The sequence below is a fragment of the Pseudomonas sp. B6001 genome, from assembly GCF_013386015.1.
GTDB lineage: Bacteria > Pseudomonadota > Gammaproteobacteria > Pseudomonadales > Pseudomonadaceae > Aquipseudomonas.
Genome location: NZ_JACAOX010000018.1, coordinates 89,775 through 103,861, shown reverse-complemented (window position 1 = coordinate 103,861; position 14,087 = coordinate 89,775). Strand labels below are relative to the sequence as shown.

The following is a 14,087-nucleotide window of genomic DNA, read 5'->3' as shown; positions in this document are numbered from 1 at the left end:
TAGACGCCAGTCAGCAAATAGTTTGATGGCAGGTTATACAAGGCTTCAATGAAAAATTCTTTTGGATTCACCTGGTACCTGGCGGGGCTGAGCATGCTCGGCTATCTGGCCATGGATATGTACTTGCCGGCGTTTGGCGCCATGGGCGAGCAACTGCAGATTTCCCCCGGCGCGGTGGGCGCGAGCCTGAGCATTTTCCTCGCCGGCTTTGCCGTCGGGCAGTTGCTGTGGGGGCCGCTATCCGACCGGCTCGGGCGCAAGCCGGTGCTGCTTACGGGCCTTTCCCTGTTTGTGCTCGGCTGCCTGGGGATGTTCTGGGTCGAGACCGCACCGCAGCTGTTGGCCTTGCGTTTTGTCCAGGCGATTGGCGTGTGTTCCGCCGCCGTCAGTTGGCAGGCGCTGGTGATCGACCGCTACCCGGCGGACAAGGCCCATCGGGTGTTCGCCGGCATTATGCCGCTGATGTCACTGTCTCCGGCCCTGGCGCCATTGCTGGGAGCGCTGATGCTGAATCACTGGGGCTGGCAGGCGATCTTCGGTGTGTTGTTGGTGGTTTCGCTGCTCCTGCTGCTGCCTACGTTGTTTCTCAGGCCGCTGCCGAAACGCCTGACAACCGACGGCGAACCGTCCCGACTCGGCTATGGGCAATTGCTCAAGTCGCGGGTGTTCACCGGCAACGTGATGATCTTTGCCGCATGCTCGGCCAGTTTCTTCGCCTGGCTTACCGCCTCGCCGTTCATCCTTGGCGGGATGGGCTACAGCCCGAATGACATCGGCTTGAGCTACGTATTGCCAACGCTGTCGTTCCTGATCGGTGGCTACAGTTGCCGCAGTGCGTTGCAGCGGTTCCAGGGCAAGACTTTGTTGCCGTGGCTGCTGCTGGCGTACTGCATCAGCATGGTCGCGCTGTACCTCGTCGCGACCTTGACCGTGCCGACGCTCGCCACCTTGCTGATTCCGTTCTGCCTGATGGCCCTGGTCAATGGCGCCAGCTACCCGATCGTGGTGGCGAATGCACTGATGCCGTTTGCGGAAAATTCCGGCAAGGCGGCGGCATTGCAGAACACCTTGCAGTTGGGGTTGTGCTTCCTGGCGAGCCTGATCGTGTCGTCGATGATCGACCAGCCGCTGTTGATCACTGCGATCGTGATGCTGGCGACCGCGCCATTGGCCGTGTTGGGCTACTGGCTGGCGCGACCGAAGGTCGACGATGGCGATGCCGACCTGGTGCGCGCCCGCTAGAACGTCACTTCCATGTTCACCGTCGGTGTTGACGTGCGGCTACCCCGGCCGCCGTCCACGCCGAACTTGTTATGCCAATACTCATAGCCGACGCCCAGGTAGAGATTGGGCTTGACGCCTTTGCCCGGACGCACCGCCACCATCAGCGCGGTGCGCATCAGGGTTTCCGGCGCGGTGTCGCGGCCATGGAAGTCTTCGCCCTTTTCCCCGACGTGATTGATAAACCCCTGAAACTTCGCCCCGTGGTTGCCGATCTCGAAAGGCCGCATCCAGGTCAGGTTGAGCATGTAGGTATCGTCGAAGGTGTGATCGGGTTCTTTCGCGCCAGGGATGCCGGAATGGTTTCTTTCCTTGTAGTACATCAGGCTCAGGTCCAGCACGCCGACGGTGTTGAACTTCAAGGTCGGGCCAATCACCAGCGCGCGTTTTTTCGCCGACGCCAGGTTGTTGTTGCGGTTAGCATCAAAGCCGAAGGTCAGTGCGTAATCCTTGATCACCCCGGTGCCCAGCGGCACATCGAATACCCGTGAGGCGTACAGCTGGTGCCGGTACACCGCATACACTTCGCTGCCGCCGTGGTCGGTGCCCTTGCGTGGGTCGCGGCTGTCGGACAGGAACACATCGAGGTTCAGGTAGTTGCTGCCGTACTGGTAGCCGCTGGCGTGGGTGAAGCTGTAGATGCGCTTGCTGAATTCATCCGGGTTGTTCGGGTTGGTGAACTGCTGGCCGTAGCGAAATCCCAGGCTGTTGTTCATCCATTCCAGCGCGACAGCCTCCCCGCCGCCGAACAGGGTGAGTAATACGGTTGCGCCGTGCAGTGCCTTTTTCATTGTTTTAATTCCTTTGGCGTTTTGGCTCATGGCGACCGCGCAAGGGTCGCCGGGCGCAGTATCGGCACATCCTTTGTGGGTTCCAAAGAACAGAATCTCGCCTGGGCCGATGCCGAAACGGCAGCACTGAAGCTGGCCTGAGAGTCAGGAAATACGTGGCGCCGAGGGCGTTTCCTGATGTTCGCGCAAACTGATTTCTTCACTGAGCAGATGGGCCATGGCTTGCACCGCCATCGGCAAGTCTCGGTCTTTGCGGGCGTACAAGCCCAGGTCGCTGAAGATCCCGCCCTGGTCGCTGAGCGGAATGTGCAGCAGTTCGCCGCGGGCTAAATCCACCTCCACGCCAATGCGCGTCTGGAACGCGATGCCCAGTTGCTGGCGCGCCAGTTGCCGGGCCAGCTCCATCGAGTTGCTGTGCAGCAGTGGCTTGTTCGTCGCCGCCGAACGCTTGTGCAGCGGTGCGATCAGGTGGTGAACCGAGAGCTCGCTCTTGGCCTGGATCACCCCGTGTTCACAGCAGCGCGCGTAACTCACGCTGGTTTCACCGGCCAACGGATGCCCCGGTGCCATCAACGCCCCCAGGCGGAAATGGCCGACACACACCTGGATGGTTTCGCTGCTGCGCGGTAAAGCAAAGGCCAGCCCCAGGTCAGCCTGGCCGTTGACCACCGCACCGGGAATCGATTGCGAACCTTGTACCGTGACGCCAATGGTCACTTTCGGATAACGCTCACGCATGCGCTTGAGGGCGGCGGGCAGCAGCTCCACAGTGGCGCCTTCCACCGTGGCGATTTCCACGTGGCCGGTCTGCACACCGTTCAAGCCATCCAGTTCACCGCGCACGCGCTCCACGTCCTGCAACAGGAAACTCACGTGGCGGGTCAGGATTTCCCCGGCCGCCGTCAGGCGCAGGCCGCCGGGCAGGCGCTCGAACAGCGCCGCGCCCACCTCGTCTTCCAGCTTGAGGATCTGCCGGTTCACCGCCGAAGACGCCACGTTCAGGCGGCGCGCGGCTTCGCGGATCGAGTGGCAGCGGCGAACCATGTCGAAGTAGTAAATCGCCGGGGCGTGGATGCGCAGCTTGCGGTTGAGCATTTTTTTCAAGTCCTTGTGCGCAGCGCTTCGAGCCACGGGGCAGGGCGGCTGAATGGATTTTTGTAACGGCATTCAGGGTGTTCTTGTGAAAATGATTGTATACAACTCTATGGACATCCAATCTTTCTATTGCATACAGTGAGTGCACAACAAAAACAGAGAACCCCTCACCATGACTATCCCGAAGGCGTCACCGCAGCGGCCAGAAGATGAGAATCTCGGCGTCGCGGCCAACATGGCTTACGGCCTGCAGCATGTGCTCACCATGTACGGCGGCATCGTGGCTGTACCGTTGATCGTCGGCCAGGCGGCCGGGTTGTCGCCGGCCGATATTGGCCTGCTGATCGCTGCCTCGCTGTTTGCCGGAGGCCTGGCTACGCTGTTGCAAACCCTGGGCCTGCCGTTTTTCGGCTGCGAGTTGCCGCTGGTGCAAGGGGTGTCCTTTGCCGGGGTGGCGACTATGGTGGCGATTGTTGGCAGCGACGGTGCGGGTGGCATCCCGGCGATTCTCGGGGCGGTGATGGCCGCCTCCCTGATAGGCCTGCTGATCACCCCGGTGTTCTCGCGAATCACCAAATTCTTCCCGCCGCTAGTCACCGGGATTGTGATCACTACCATCGGCCTGACGTTGATGCCCGTCGCCGCCCGCTGGGCCATGGGCGGCAACAGCCGCGCCGCAGATTTCGGCAGCATGCCGAACATCGGCCTGGCGGCGCTGACCCTGGTGCTGGTATTGCTGCTGAGCAAGATCGGTAGCGCGACCATCTCGCGACTGTCGATCCTGCTGGCGATGGTGATCGGCACGGTTATCGCGGTGTTCCTCGGCATGGCTGACTTCTCCAGCGTGACCCAGGGCCCGATGTTCGGCTTTCCCACACCCTTCCATTTCGGCATGCCAACCTTCCATCTCGCGGCGATCATTTCCATGTGCATCGTGGTGATGGTGACGCTGGTGGAAACCTCGGCGGACATTCTGGCAGTGGGTGAAATCATCGACACCAAGGTCGACTCCAAGCGCCTCGGCAATGGCCTGCGTGCGGATATGCTGTCGAGCATGTTTGCGCCGATCTTCGGCTCGTTCACCCAGAGTGCGTTTGCACAGAACGTCGGGCTGGTGGCGGTTACCGGGGTCAAGAGCCGTTATGTGGTCGCCACCGGTGGGATATTCCTGGTGATCCTCGGCCTGCTGCCGTTCATGGGGCGGGTGATTGCGGCAGTGCCGACTTCGGTGCTGGGCGGGGCCGGGATCGTGCTGTTCGGCACCGTGGCTGCCAGTGGTATTCGGACCTTGTCCAAGGTTGATTACCGCAACAACATGAACCTGATCATCGTCGCCACTTCCATCGGTTTTGGCATGATCCCGATTGCGGCCCCGAGTTTCTACGATCACTTCCCGAGCTGGTTCGCGACCATTTTCCACTCGGGGATCAGTTCGTCGGCGATCATGGCGATCCTGTTGAACCTGGCGTTCAACCACTTCACCGCGGGCAACTCGGACCAGCAGTCGGTATTCGTTGCCGGGACGGAACGCAGCCTGTGCTTCCAGGACGTGGCGGCGTTGCGGGACGGGGATTACTTCAGCGGCGGCAAGCTGTTTGATGCCGAGGGCAAGGAGATTCCGTTGCTGGAGGAAGTGCCGAAGAAAGCGGCGGTGCACGGCAGGGCGCAGACCAGCGAGGTGTAACAGCCACAAAGAGTCCAATGTGGGAGCGGGCTTGCTCGCGAAGGCGGTGTGTCAGTCGCTAAATATGCTGACTGATCCACCGCCTTCGCGAGCAAGCCCGCTCCCACATTTTGATCTCAGCCAGTCTTGAGCGTTCTGTGGGGCACCGAACAAGCCTCATCCAGAAACTGCACCACCGTCCCCATGCACGCCTGTCGCTCTTCAACATGCGGCATGTGGCTGGAGTCTTCGAACAGCGCCCAGCGCACATCGGCGATCTCATCCAGGAACGGCTTGACCACCAGCGGCGTGGCCTCGTCATGGCGACCGGAAATCACCAGGGTCGGCACATTGACCTTCGACAGCCGGCCGATCACGTTCCAGTCTTTCAAGCTGCCAATCACATGGAATTCCGTCGGGCCGCTCATGGCGTGATACACCGTCGGGTCCGAATCCACCTGGGCGAATGTGCGGGCGACTTCTTCCGGCCACGGATTGACCCGGCACACGTGCTGGTCATAGAAAATCCGCGAGGCGGCCAGGTACTCAGGGTCCTGGTAGGTGCCGGCCTGTTCATGCTTGAGCAAGGTCTCGTGCACGCCTTCAGGCAGTAGCTTGCGCAGGCGGTTGGCCTCGGCAACCCAGGTACGCATGCAGGTCGGCGAGTTGGCCGGAATAAATGCACGCAGGCCCTTGGGTTGCAGGATGGCGTGTTCGCTGCCGAGCATGCCGCCCCAGGATTGACCCAGGATCGCGTAGTTGTTGCTGATCTGCAGATGGTCCAGCAGGTTGTCCAGTTCTTCGAGGAACAAGCCGACGGTCCAGAATGAAGGGTCTTTGTCAGGCAGGTGGGTGGAGCGGCCGTTGCCCAGTTGGTCGTAGTGAATGACCGCGTGGCCACTGGCGGCTACGTCCTTGTAGGCATCGACATAATCATGGGTACAACCCGGGCCACCATGGAGGATGACCAGCGGCGTGAGGCCGCTGTCCAGGTCGCCGGTTACCCGATACCAGGTCTGGTAGTCGCGAAAGGCCGCATAGCCTTCGCGGATTGTTTCGATGAATTCCATTTCGTGCCCTGCCCTGAGAAAAAGTGATCAGGTACACGATAGTCGGCACAGAAAGTTTAAGTAACTAGCAAAACAGCTAGGTTTTTCCTTCGGATCAGTCTTCCAGCAGCCGGTAATGAGTGGCCCGTACCACCGCTTGCACCCGGTTCTTGGCCCCCAGTTTGTGCATGGCCGACGCCAGGTGCAGGGTAACCACTGCCAGGGAGCGGCTCAATTGCGTTGCGATTTCGGCGGCGGTCAGGCCGTCGGCGGCCCATTTCAGGCATTCGCGCTCACGCTTGGTCAGGCGGATATGCGGGTAGGAGCGCAGTTCCTTGCTGAAAAGCGGGTAGGCCGCTTCCTGCAAGGCGTGGGTAATCAGGCTGAATTCCGACAGCGTCTGGCGGGCGTCCTGCAACACGGCGCTGGCCTTGCCGGTGCGCAGGCCGGTCAGCGAGGCGAAGCCGCCACGGGGCAAATGGATCGGCACGCTGACGCCGCAGGTCATCTGGCGGTCGTGCAAGTAGCTGGAAACCGGGGCGTGGCAAGGGTCGATGATTTTTTGCAGCGCGGTATCGGCCTTGGCCTCGTAGGACCACACAAACGGTGAAACCGTCGACAGCGCGAGGTGTTGCACCGGATCGATCTGATAAAAACCGGAGCTGCACCACAGGTTGTACCAGTCGGGCGGGGTATTGCGCAGTTGCAGCACAGAAGGGGTGATCAGTGCACCATTATGGTCAATGGGCACGGGGGTGTAGTCGTAGACCAACGCATCAAAACCCAGGTCCTGGGCCAATACGAGGGTGTTGTCCATCTGTTCATCCAGGCTCCTGCCGGGGATGAGACGGTCATTAAACGCAGTTAGCCTGGCCAGCATCCGTTCTGCTCCCGATTTCATTTGAATCTCGTCTTGCTGCAAGTAGAATGCCACGCCCCGGCGAAGGACTGCCAGACCAAACCTATAAGAATTACCAGGTTATGGACACGCGGCATCCTCGGTAGTGTTGGCCTCTAAACGGCCACTCTCCACAGGGCCGACACACAACAAGGAATGTATGCATGTGGCGTGAAATTGCCCCCGACCAGCGGTACAACGTGCAGGTCGATGGCCACAACCTCGTGGCCTATAGCTTTGGCGAAGGCGATGAAGTGTTGCTGTGCCTCAATGGCGGCCCCGGGCTGCCTTGCGACTACTTGCGCGACGCCCATGGCTGGCTCAAGGACAACGGCCTGCGAGTGGTTGCATTCGACCAGCTTGGCACGGGCGCTTCAGCCAGACCGACCGATGTTTCGCTGTGGGAAATCAGCCGTTATGTCGAAGAAGTCGAAACCGTGCGCCAGGCCCTTGGCCTTGGCCGCGTGCACTTGCTGGGGCATTCCTGGGGCGGATGGTTGGGCATCGAGTACGCCATTCACTACCCCGATGCGCTGAAAAGCCTGATTCTGGAAAACACCGTCGGCGACATTCCGCACCTGTCCCTCGAGCTGGAACGCCTGCGCGGCGCACTCGGTAGCGAAACCGTGGCGATGATGCAACGCCATGAAGCCATGGGCACCCTCGATCACCCGCAGTACCAGGCCGCCATCACCTTGCTCAACTACCGCCACGTCTGCCGCCTGGACGAATGGCCGGCGCCGGTCCAGCGTTCCCTCGGCGACTGGAACATGGGCCCCTACGAAACCATGCAGGGCCCCAACGAATTTCTCTACATCGGCAACCTCAAGGACTGGAACCGCATCCCCGAGATGGCCGAGTTCAAGATGCCGATACTGATCACCACCGGGCAGCACGACGAACTGACCCCGGCCTGCGCCATGCGCATGAAAAGCGCCGCCCGGCACGCCGAGCTGCACGTGTTCCCCAACAGCAGCCATATGCCGTTTTACGAAGAGCCCCAGGCATACTTCCCGGTGCTGCTGGACTTCCTCGCTCGTCATCGAGGCTGACGGATGAACCTGGCGCGTTACCGTTTTGTGCTGTCCCGGCCGCTGCAATTGCTGCCGGTGCTGTTTGGCATCAGCCTGATCACCTTTGTGCTGGTGCGCTCGATTCCCGGCGACCCGGCGCGGGCCCTGCTGGGTTCGCGCAGCACCCCGGACGCGTTGCTGAAGATCCGCGCCCAGTACGGCCTCGACCAGCCGCTGTGGCTGCAATATTTCTACTTCCTGAAAAACCTGCTCAAGGGCGACCTCGGCCAGTCACTGCTGTACAAGGTCGACGCGCTGAAACTGATCGTCACCCGCATCGAGCCGACCCTGTTCCTGGTGCTCGGCAGTGTGCTGCTGGCGCTGTTGATCGCCGTGCCGCTGGCTACCGTGGCTGCGCGTAATAAAGGTGGCTGGGCGGATAACCTGATCCGGCTGTTCACTACGGTGGGCCTGGGCATGCCGGCGTTCTGGCTGGGCTTGATGTTGATCCTGTTGCTCAGCGTGCAATGGGGCCTGTTCCCGGTCTCCGGGTATGGGCGCACCTGGCTGGACAAGGCGCACCACATGGTTCTGCCGTGCCTGACCATCGCCCTGGCGCTGTCGGCGGTGCTGGTGCGCAACCTGCGGGCGAGCATGTTGATGGAGTTGCAGGCTGACCACGTTACCGCCGCCCGGGCGCGCGGGTTGTCGGAGGCGGCGGTGTTTCGTCGTCATGTGCTGCCCAATTCCCTGGTGCCGGCGGTGAACCTGCTGGCGGTGAACATTGGCTGGCTGATCAGCGGCACGGTGGTGATCGAAAGCCTGTTTGCGATTCCCGGCATCGGCCAATTGCTGGTGCGCGGCATCTTCACCCGCGACTACATGGTGGTGCAGGGCGTGGCGATGGTGCTGGCCTGTGCCACCGTGCTGGTCAACTTTGTTGCCGATGTGGTGACGGTCACGCTGGACCCGCGAGTGAAGATGCAATGAGCAGCCGCCCATTGATCGCCCCGTGGCGCCTGCGCCTGCGCTTCGGTTTTCGCAATGGCCGGCTGACGGCGGCCTGGGGCCTGTTGATTCTGCTGACATGGCTGGCGCTGGCCGTGTTCGCCCCCTGGATCGCACCCTTTGACCCGATTGCGCAAAACACCGACATCAGTTTGCTGGGTCCCAGCCAGGCCCATCCATTTGGCACGGACAACTACGGGCGAGACATCCTTTCGAGGGTGATCTGGGGCGCACGCATCGACCTGCAACTGGCGGTGGTCGGGGTGATCTTTCCGTTCCTGATCGGCACCTTCGTCGGTGCGGTGTCCGGCTACATCGGCGGGCGTTTCGACAGCTTCTGCATGCGGGTGATCGACGTGATCCTCGCGTTCCCTTTCCTGGTGCTGATGCTGGCGATCATGGCCATTCTCGGCCCGGGTTTGAAAAGCTTTTACATCGCCATGGCGCTGGTGGGCTGGGTGTCCTACGCGCGGCTGATCCGCTCGCAGATCCTGGTGCTCAAGGAAAGCGACTTCGCCCTGGCCGCCAAAAGCCTGGGCTTTGGCCATGGGCGCATTCTGTTCCGGCATTTGTTGCCCAACGCGATGTTCGGCTCGATTGTGTTCTCGATGTCTGACGCAGTGCTGGTGCTGCTCAACGGCGCAGCGGTCAGCTACCTCGGCCTGGGCGTACAACCGCCGACCGCCGAGTGGGGCACCATGGTTGCCGAAGGCCAGGCGTTCATCACCACCGCCTGGTGGATTTGCACCTTCCCGGGCCTGGCCATCGTGACCCTGGCCATGGGCTTCAGCCTGCTGGCCGATGGTGTGGCGCAAGTGCTGGGGGATCGCTCATGAGCCTGTTGCAGGTGCAGGACCTGAGCGTCATCGCCAATAACACCGGGCGCGACGTAACGTTGGTGGACCGGGTGTCGTTCGACCTGGCCGAAGGTGAAATCCTCGGTCTGGTGGGCGAAAGCGGTTCGGGCAAGACCATGGCCTGTCGCGGGCTGATGCGCTTGCTGCCGTCCCCGAGCCTGCGGGTGCAGGGCGGTTCGGTGCGCCTGGCGGGCCAGGACCTTCTGCAGCTGGATGACGTCGGCATGCGCGCGGTACGCGGTGGGCAGTTGGGGATGATCTTCCAGAACCCCAGTAGCCACCTCGACCCGTTGATGCGCATCGGCGAGCAGATCGCCGAAGGCATCCGACTGCACCAGGGCGCGTCGAAAAAGGAGGCGCGCTTGCAGGCTATCGAAGTGCTGCGCCAGGTCGGCATTCCCGATCCCCAGGCGCGGATCGACAATTACCCCCACGAGTTTTCCGGCGGCATGCGCCAGCGGGCAATGATCGCGGTGGCCCTTGGCTGCAATCCCAAGGTGCTGATTGCCGACGAACCGACCACCGCCCTCGACGTGACCGTGCAAGCCCAGATTCTGCGGCTGTTGCTGGACCTGCGGGACCAGCGTGGCCTGTCGATCATCATGATCACTCACGACCTGGGCGTGGTGGCGCAAACCTGCGACTCCATCGCCGTGATGTACGCCGGGCGCCTGTGCGAACACGGCAGCAAATACGAGCTGCTGGCACACCCGCAACACCCTTACACCGCCGGCCTGATCGAGTGCCAGCCCGCCACCAGCAGCGGCCACGCCCTGTTGCGCACCATCGCCGGCCAACCGCCATTGCTCGACGCATTGCCCAAGGGCTGCCGGTTCAACCCGCGCTGCCCGCAAGTCGGCAGCTTGTGCACCGAGCTGCTGCCGGAAGGCGCGCGGGTGGCCTGTCACTATCCCCTGGGAGTTCGCCCATGACGTTGTTGCAGGTGAATGACCTTGAGGTGCGTTTTGCCGCCGCTGGCAGCGGCCTGTTCGGCCTGAATAAACAGTGGGTGAGGGCGGTCAACGGGGTGTCGTTGACCCTGGCCGCCGGTGAAACACTGGGTTTGGTGGGCGAGTCCGGCAGCGGCAAAAGCACATTGGGGAGGGCGATCCTGCACCTCAACCCCATCAGCGCCGGGCAGGTGGTGTTTGACGGCATCGACATGGCCCACGCCGGGCCGGTCGATATCGCCCGTTTGCGGCACGAGACGGCGATGATCTTCCAGGATCCCTACGCGGCCCTGAACCCGCGGCTGACCATCGGCGAAACCATTGCCGAAGTCCTGCGGGTGCAGCGCAAGGTGGCGCCAGAAAACATCCCACGCCGGGTCGACGAATTACTCGACCTCGTAGGCCTGCGCCCCGAACTCGCCAGCCGCAAGCCCGGCTCTCTCAGCGGCGGCCAGTGCCAGCGCGTCGGCATCGCCCGGGCGCTGGCAGTGGAGCCACGGCTGATCATCGCGGACGAATGCGTGGCCGCCCTGGATGTGTCGATTCAGGGCCAGATCATCAACCTGCTGCTGGAGCTGCAACAGCGCATGAACCTGGCGATCCTGTTTATCGCCCACGACCTGGCCATCGTCCGCCGCCTGTGTGATCGGGTGGCGGTGATGTACCTGGGGAAAATCGTCGAGGAAGGCCCGGTGGAGGCCGTGTTCACCACGCCCCGTCACCCCTACACGGCGGCGTTGATCCAGGCGATCCCGGAGATTGATCCGTACCGCCCGCTGCCCAGCGAACCGTTGCCGGGCGAGCCGCCGAGCCCGCTGAAGCTGCCTAATGGTTGCGCCTTTCACCCGCGTTGCCGACATGCACGAGCCGTGTGTGCCGAGGTATTGCCGCCGACTCACGTTGTGCAAACGCATCGGTACAGTTGCGTGCTTGAAGAACCTTTGCTTTGAACCCTTCCTGCCGATCATGAACAACCGCCGTTATAGACAAGGAGTTATGACATGCAATCCCGTCACTTGAAGTTGCTCGCCGCCGCCACACTCACCGCCTGGTCGCTGACCGCCGGTATTGCCCACGCCGCAGGTGTGCTGACCATCGGCTGCCGCGAAGACAGCACCACGTTTGACCCGATCAAAAGCGCGCAGAACCGCGATACCTGGGTGTTCGCCAACGTCTACGACACCCTGGTGCGCGTGGACAACCTGGGCACCAAGATGGAACCGGGGCTGGCCGAAAGCTGGGACATTTCCAAGGACGGCCTGACGTACACCTTCAAACTGCGTGCCGCGAAGTTCTCGGATGGCTCGCCGATCACCGCCGACGACGCTGCCTTCAGCCTGTTGCGCATCCGCGACAACAAGGCCTCGCTGTGGAGCGACCCGTTCAGCCTGATCAACACCGCCAAGGCAGCTGATCCGCAGACGCTGGTCGTGACCTTGAAAACCCCGGCGGTGGCCTTCCTCTCGCAACTGGCTTCGCCGACGGTGTCGATCCTGTCGGAAAAAGCCATGACCAAGATGGGCGAAGACGCCTACTCGGAAAACCCGGTGACCTCCGGCGCGTTTACCGTGGACGAGTGGCGCAAGGGCGATCGGGTGATCCTGAAGAAGAACCCGAACTTCTGGCAAGCCAGTAACGTGAGCCTGGATGGCGTGGAGTGGGTGTCGGTCACCGACGACAACACCCGCATGCGCATGGTGCAGAACAACGAGCTGGACACGGCAATCTTCGTCCCGTTTTCCCGGGTTGAAGAGCTGAAAAAAGACAAGAACGTGGTGGTCCACTCCGACCCGTCCACCCGTGAAGATCACCTGTTGATCAACCACGCCCACGGCCTGCTGGCCAAGCCGGAAGTGCGCCAGGCGCTGGACATGGCCATCGATAAACAATCGCTGGTGAAAACCGCCACCTTCGGCCAGGGCACCGTGGCCTATTCCTACATCCCAAAAGGCTCGCTGTACCACTACGCCAACAACCTGCAACGCCCGTATGACCCGACCGAAGCCAAGAAGCTGCTGGCGGCTGCCGGCGCTCAGGATTTGAAGCTCAACTACGTGGTCAACGCCGGCAACGAAGCCGACGAGCAGATTGCGGTGATGATCAAGGATCAACTGGCCAAGGTCGGTGTGACGGCCAACCTGCAAAAGGTCGACCCGACCCAAAGCTGGCAGATGCTGGTGGACGGCGATTACGATATTTCGGTGATGTACTGGACCAACGACATCCTCGACCCGGACCAGAAGACCACCTTCGTGCTGGGCCACGACACCAACCAGAACTACATGACCCGCTACAAGAACGACAAGGTCAAGGACCTGGTGGCCGCGGCGCGGATCGAGGCGGACCCGGTCAAGCGTGAGCAGATGTACGTCGACCTGCAGAAAATGGCGAAACAGGATGTGAACTGGATCGACTTGTACTACAGCCCGTACATCAACATCTCACGCAAGAACGTGAGCAACTTCCTGCAAAACCCGTTGGGGCGCTTCACGCTTGAGGAAGTGGTGAAGAACTAAGTTCTAGAGATCACCGCAATACAAATGTGGGAGCGGGCTTGCTCGCGAAGGCGGTGGATCAGTCGATATCTCTGTTGACTGACACTCCGCCTTCGCGAGCAAGCCCGCTCCCACATTAGGTTGTACTGTGTTCCAGATAGTTATTGCGCGTCAAACGCCTGCCCATTGATGCCGGTACTGTCCGGCCCCATCAGGTACAGGTACACCGGCATGATTTCCTCCGGTGTCGGGTTATCGGTCGGGTTCTCCCCTGGATACGCCTGGGCCCGCATGCTGGTGCGGGTGGCGCCTGGGTTGATGCTGTTGGCGCGCACCGGTGCGACGTTATCCAGCTCGTCCGCCAGGGTTTGCATCAGGCCTTCGGTGGCAAACTTCGACACCCCGTACGCGCCCCAATAGGCACGGCCCTTGCGGCCCACGCTGCTTGAGGTGAACACCACCGACGCATCCTGGGACAGCTTGAGCAGCGGCAACAGCGTGCTGGTCAGCATGAACATCGCGTTGACGTTCACATGCATCACCCGCATGAAGTTCTCGCCGGACAACTGCTCGATCGGTGTGCGCGGGCCGATGATCGAGGCGTTGTGCAGCAGGCCGTCAAGGTGGCCGAACTCCTTTTCGATCATCGCTGCCAGCTCATCGTATTGATGGGGCAGGGCGGTCTCCAGGTTGAACGGGATCACCACCGGCTGCGGTTGGCCGGCGGCTTCGATTTCGTCGTAGACCTGGGCCAGGTTGGCTTCGGTCTTGCCCAGCAGCAGCACGGTGGCGCCGTGGGCCGCATAGGTTTTGGCCGCCGCTGCGCCAATCCCGCGACCGGCGCCGGTGACCAGGATAACCCGGCCCTTGAGCAGTTCTGGACGTGCGGAGTAATCAAACATAAACAACCTCGACAAAGTTCACAGAAAATCCATGTGATTGATTGCGGCTAAGGCTGGCCAAGGCTTCTGTGGCGAGGGAGCTTGC

Annotated in this window: 13 protein-coding genes; 8 read left to right on the top strand and 5 right to left on the bottom strand. The window is 61.7% G+C overall.

Annotated elements, in window-relative coordinates; all coding sequences use genetic code 11:
• The first annotated feature begins 48 nt into the window (after window positions 1–48).
• The gene (punC, locus tag HX821_RS20165; RefSeq protein ID WP_008437667.1) at window positions 49–1,242 is read left to right on the top strand and encodes a purine nucleoside transporter PunC; all 1,194 of its coding nucleotides are present in this window, start codon (window positions 49–51) and stop codon (window positions 1,240–1,242) included.
• Here the strand turns inward: punC and HX821_RS20160 are convergent.
• Both HX821_RS20160 and HX821_RS20155 read right to left on the bottom strand, forming a co-directional pair.
• Window positions 1,239–2,072 (bottom strand): nucleoside-binding protein, encoded by an 834-nt coding sequence (locus HX821_RS20160; protein WP_177028733.1) that lies wholly within the window; start codon window positions 2,070–2,072, stop codon window positions 1,239–1,241. The genes punC and HX821_RS20160 overlap by 4 nt on opposite strands.
• 144 nt (window positions 2,073–2,216) lie before the next feature.
• On the bottom strand, window positions 2,217–3,167 hold the full coding sequence (locus HX821_RS20155; protein WP_177036277.1) for a LysR family transcriptional regulator: 951 nt from the start codon (window positions 3,165–3,167) through the stop codon (window positions 2,217–2,219).
• Window positions 3,168–3,339: 172 nt separating this feature from the next.
• Between HX821_RS20155 and HX821_RS20150 the strand changes: the two genes are divergently transcribed.
• Window positions 3,340–4,851: a nucleobase:cation symporter-2 family protein gene (locus tag HX821_RS20150; protein ID WP_177036276.1), complete on the top strand. Its 1,512-nt coding sequence runs from the start codon at window positions 3,340–3,342 to the stop codon at window positions 4,849–4,851.
• Window positions 4,852–4,967: 116 nt separating this feature from the next.
• On the opposite strand, the gene HX821_RS20145 is transcribed toward HX821_RS20150, so the two are convergent.
• On the bottom strand, window positions 4,968–5,900 hold the full coding sequence (locus HX821_RS20145) for a proline iminopeptidase-family hydrolase (protein WP_003218843.1): 933 nt from the start codon (window positions 5,898–5,900) through the stop codon (window positions 4,968–4,970).
• A gap of 94 nt (window positions 5,901–5,994) precedes the next feature.
• Window positions 5,995–6,759 (bottom strand): LuxR family transcriptional regulator, encoded by a 765-nt coding sequence (locus tag HX821_RS20140; protein ID WP_008437673.1) that lies wholly within the window; start codon window positions 6,757–6,759, stop codon window positions 5,995–5,997.
• 182 nt (window positions 6,760–6,941) lie between these two features.
• On the opposite strand from HX821_RS20140, the gene HX821_RS20135 reads away from it, so the two are divergent.
• Genes HX821_RS20135 through HX821_RS20110 form a run of 6 tightly spaced genes read left to right on the top strand, consistent with a single transcriptional unit; the run spans window position 6,942 to window position 13,121 of the window.
• The gene (locus HX821_RS20135; protein WP_008437674.1) at window positions 6,942–7,829 is read left to right on the top strand and encodes a proline iminopeptidase-family hydrolase; all 888 of its coding nucleotides are present in this window, start codon (window positions 6,942–6,944) and stop codon (window positions 7,827–7,829) included.
• A gap of 3 nt (window positions 7,830–7,832) precedes the next feature.
• Window positions 7,833–8,780: an ABC transporter permease gene (locus HX821_RS20130; protein ID WP_003218838.1), complete on the top strand. Its 948-nt coding sequence runs from the start codon at window positions 7,833–7,835 to the stop codon at window positions 8,778–8,780.
• Window positions 8,777–9,634 (top strand): ABC transporter permease, encoded by an 858-nt coding sequence (locus tag HX821_RS20125; protein ID WP_003218837.1) that lies wholly within the window; start codon window positions 8,777–8,779, stop codon window positions 9,632–9,634. The genes HX821_RS20130 and HX821_RS20125 overlap by 4 nt, the downstream gene beginning before the upstream one ends.
• A complete protein-coding gene (locus tag HX821_RS20120) occupies window positions 9,631–10,587 on the top strand; it encodes an ABC transporter ATP-binding protein (RefSeq protein WP_177036275.1) in 957 nt (318 codons plus the stop codon). The genes HX821_RS20125 and HX821_RS20120 overlap by 4 nt, the downstream gene beginning before the upstream one ends.
• A complete protein-coding gene (locus tag HX821_RS20115; protein ID WP_177036274.1) occupies window positions 10,584–11,555 on the top strand; it encodes an ABC transporter ATP-binding protein in 972 nt (323 codons plus the stop codon). Before HX821_RS20120 ends, HX821_RS20115 begins: the two co-directional genes overlap by 4 nt.
• A 51-nt stretch (window positions 11,556–11,606) precedes the next feature.
• Entirely contained in the window at window positions 11,607–13,121 is a 1,515-nt protein-coding gene (locus HX821_RS20110; protein WP_008437683.1) for an ABC transporter substrate-binding protein, read from the top strand.
• 140 nt (window positions 13,122–13,261) lie between these two features.
• On the opposite strand, the gene HX821_RS20105 is transcribed toward HX821_RS20110, so the two are convergent.
• The gene (locus tag HX821_RS20105) at window positions 13,262–14,002 is read right to left on the bottom strand and encodes a YciK family oxidoreductase (RefSeq protein ID WP_003218829.1); all 741 of its coding nucleotides are present in this window, start codon (window positions 14,000–14,002) and stop codon (window positions 13,262–13,264) included.
• Between the last annotated feature and the right edge of the window lie 85 nt (window positions 14,003–14,087).

What these genes read in the sequence shown, in the direction of transcription:
- punC (WP_008437667.1), top strand. Translation starts at nt 49, where the DNA reads ATGAAAAATTCTTTTGGATTCACCTGGTACCTGGCGGGGCTGAGCATG.
- HX821_RS20160 (WP_177028733.1), bottom strand. Translation starts at nt 2,072, where the DNA reads ATGAAAAAGGCACTGCACGGCGCAACCGTATTACTCACCCTGTTCGGC.
- HX821_RS20155 (WP_177036277.1), bottom strand. Translation starts at nt 3,167, where the DNA reads ATGCTCAACCGCAAGCTGCGCATCCACGCCCCGGCGATTTACTACTTC.
- HX821_RS20150 (WP_177036276.1), top strand. Translation starts at nt 3,340, where the DNA reads ATGACTATCCCGAAGGCGTCACCGCAGCGGCCAGAAGATGAGAATCTC.
- HX821_RS20145 (WP_003218843.1), bottom strand. Translation starts at nt 5,900, where the DNA reads ATGGAATTCATCGAAACAATCCGCGAAGGCTATGCGGCCTTTCGCGAC.
- HX821_RS20140 (WP_008437673.1), bottom strand. Translation starts at nt 6,759, where the DNA reads ATGCTGGCCAGGCTAACTGCGTTTAATGACCGTCTCATCCCCGGCAGG.
- HX821_RS20135 (WP_008437674.1), top strand. Translation starts at nt 6,942, where the DNA reads ATGTGGCGTGAAATTGCCCCCGACCAGCGGTACAACGTGCAGGTCGAT.
- HX821_RS20130 (WP_003218838.1), top strand. Translation starts at nt 7,833, where the DNA reads ATGAACCTGGCGCGTTACCGTTTTGTGCTGTCCCGGCCGCTGCAATTG.
- HX821_RS20125 (WP_003218837.1), top strand. Translation starts at nt 8,777, where the DNA reads ATGAGCAGCCGCCCATTGATCGCCCCGTGGCGCCTGCGCCTGCGCTTC.
- HX821_RS20120 (WP_177036275.1), top strand. Translation starts at nt 9,631, where the DNA reads ATGAGCCTGTTGCAGGTGCAGGACCTGAGCGTCATCGCCAATAACACC.
- HX821_RS20115 (WP_177036274.1), top strand. Translation starts at nt 10,584, where the DNA reads ATGACGTTGTTGCAGGTGAATGACCTTGAGGTGCGTTTTGCCGCCGCT.
- HX821_RS20110 (WP_008437683.1), top strand. Translation starts at nt 11,607, where the DNA reads ATGCAATCCCGTCACTTGAAGTTGCTCGCCGCCGCCACACTCACCGCC.
- HX821_RS20105 (WP_003218829.1), bottom strand. Translation starts at nt 14,002, where the DNA reads ATGTTTGATTACTCCGCACGTCCAGAACTGCTCAAGGGCCGGGTTATC.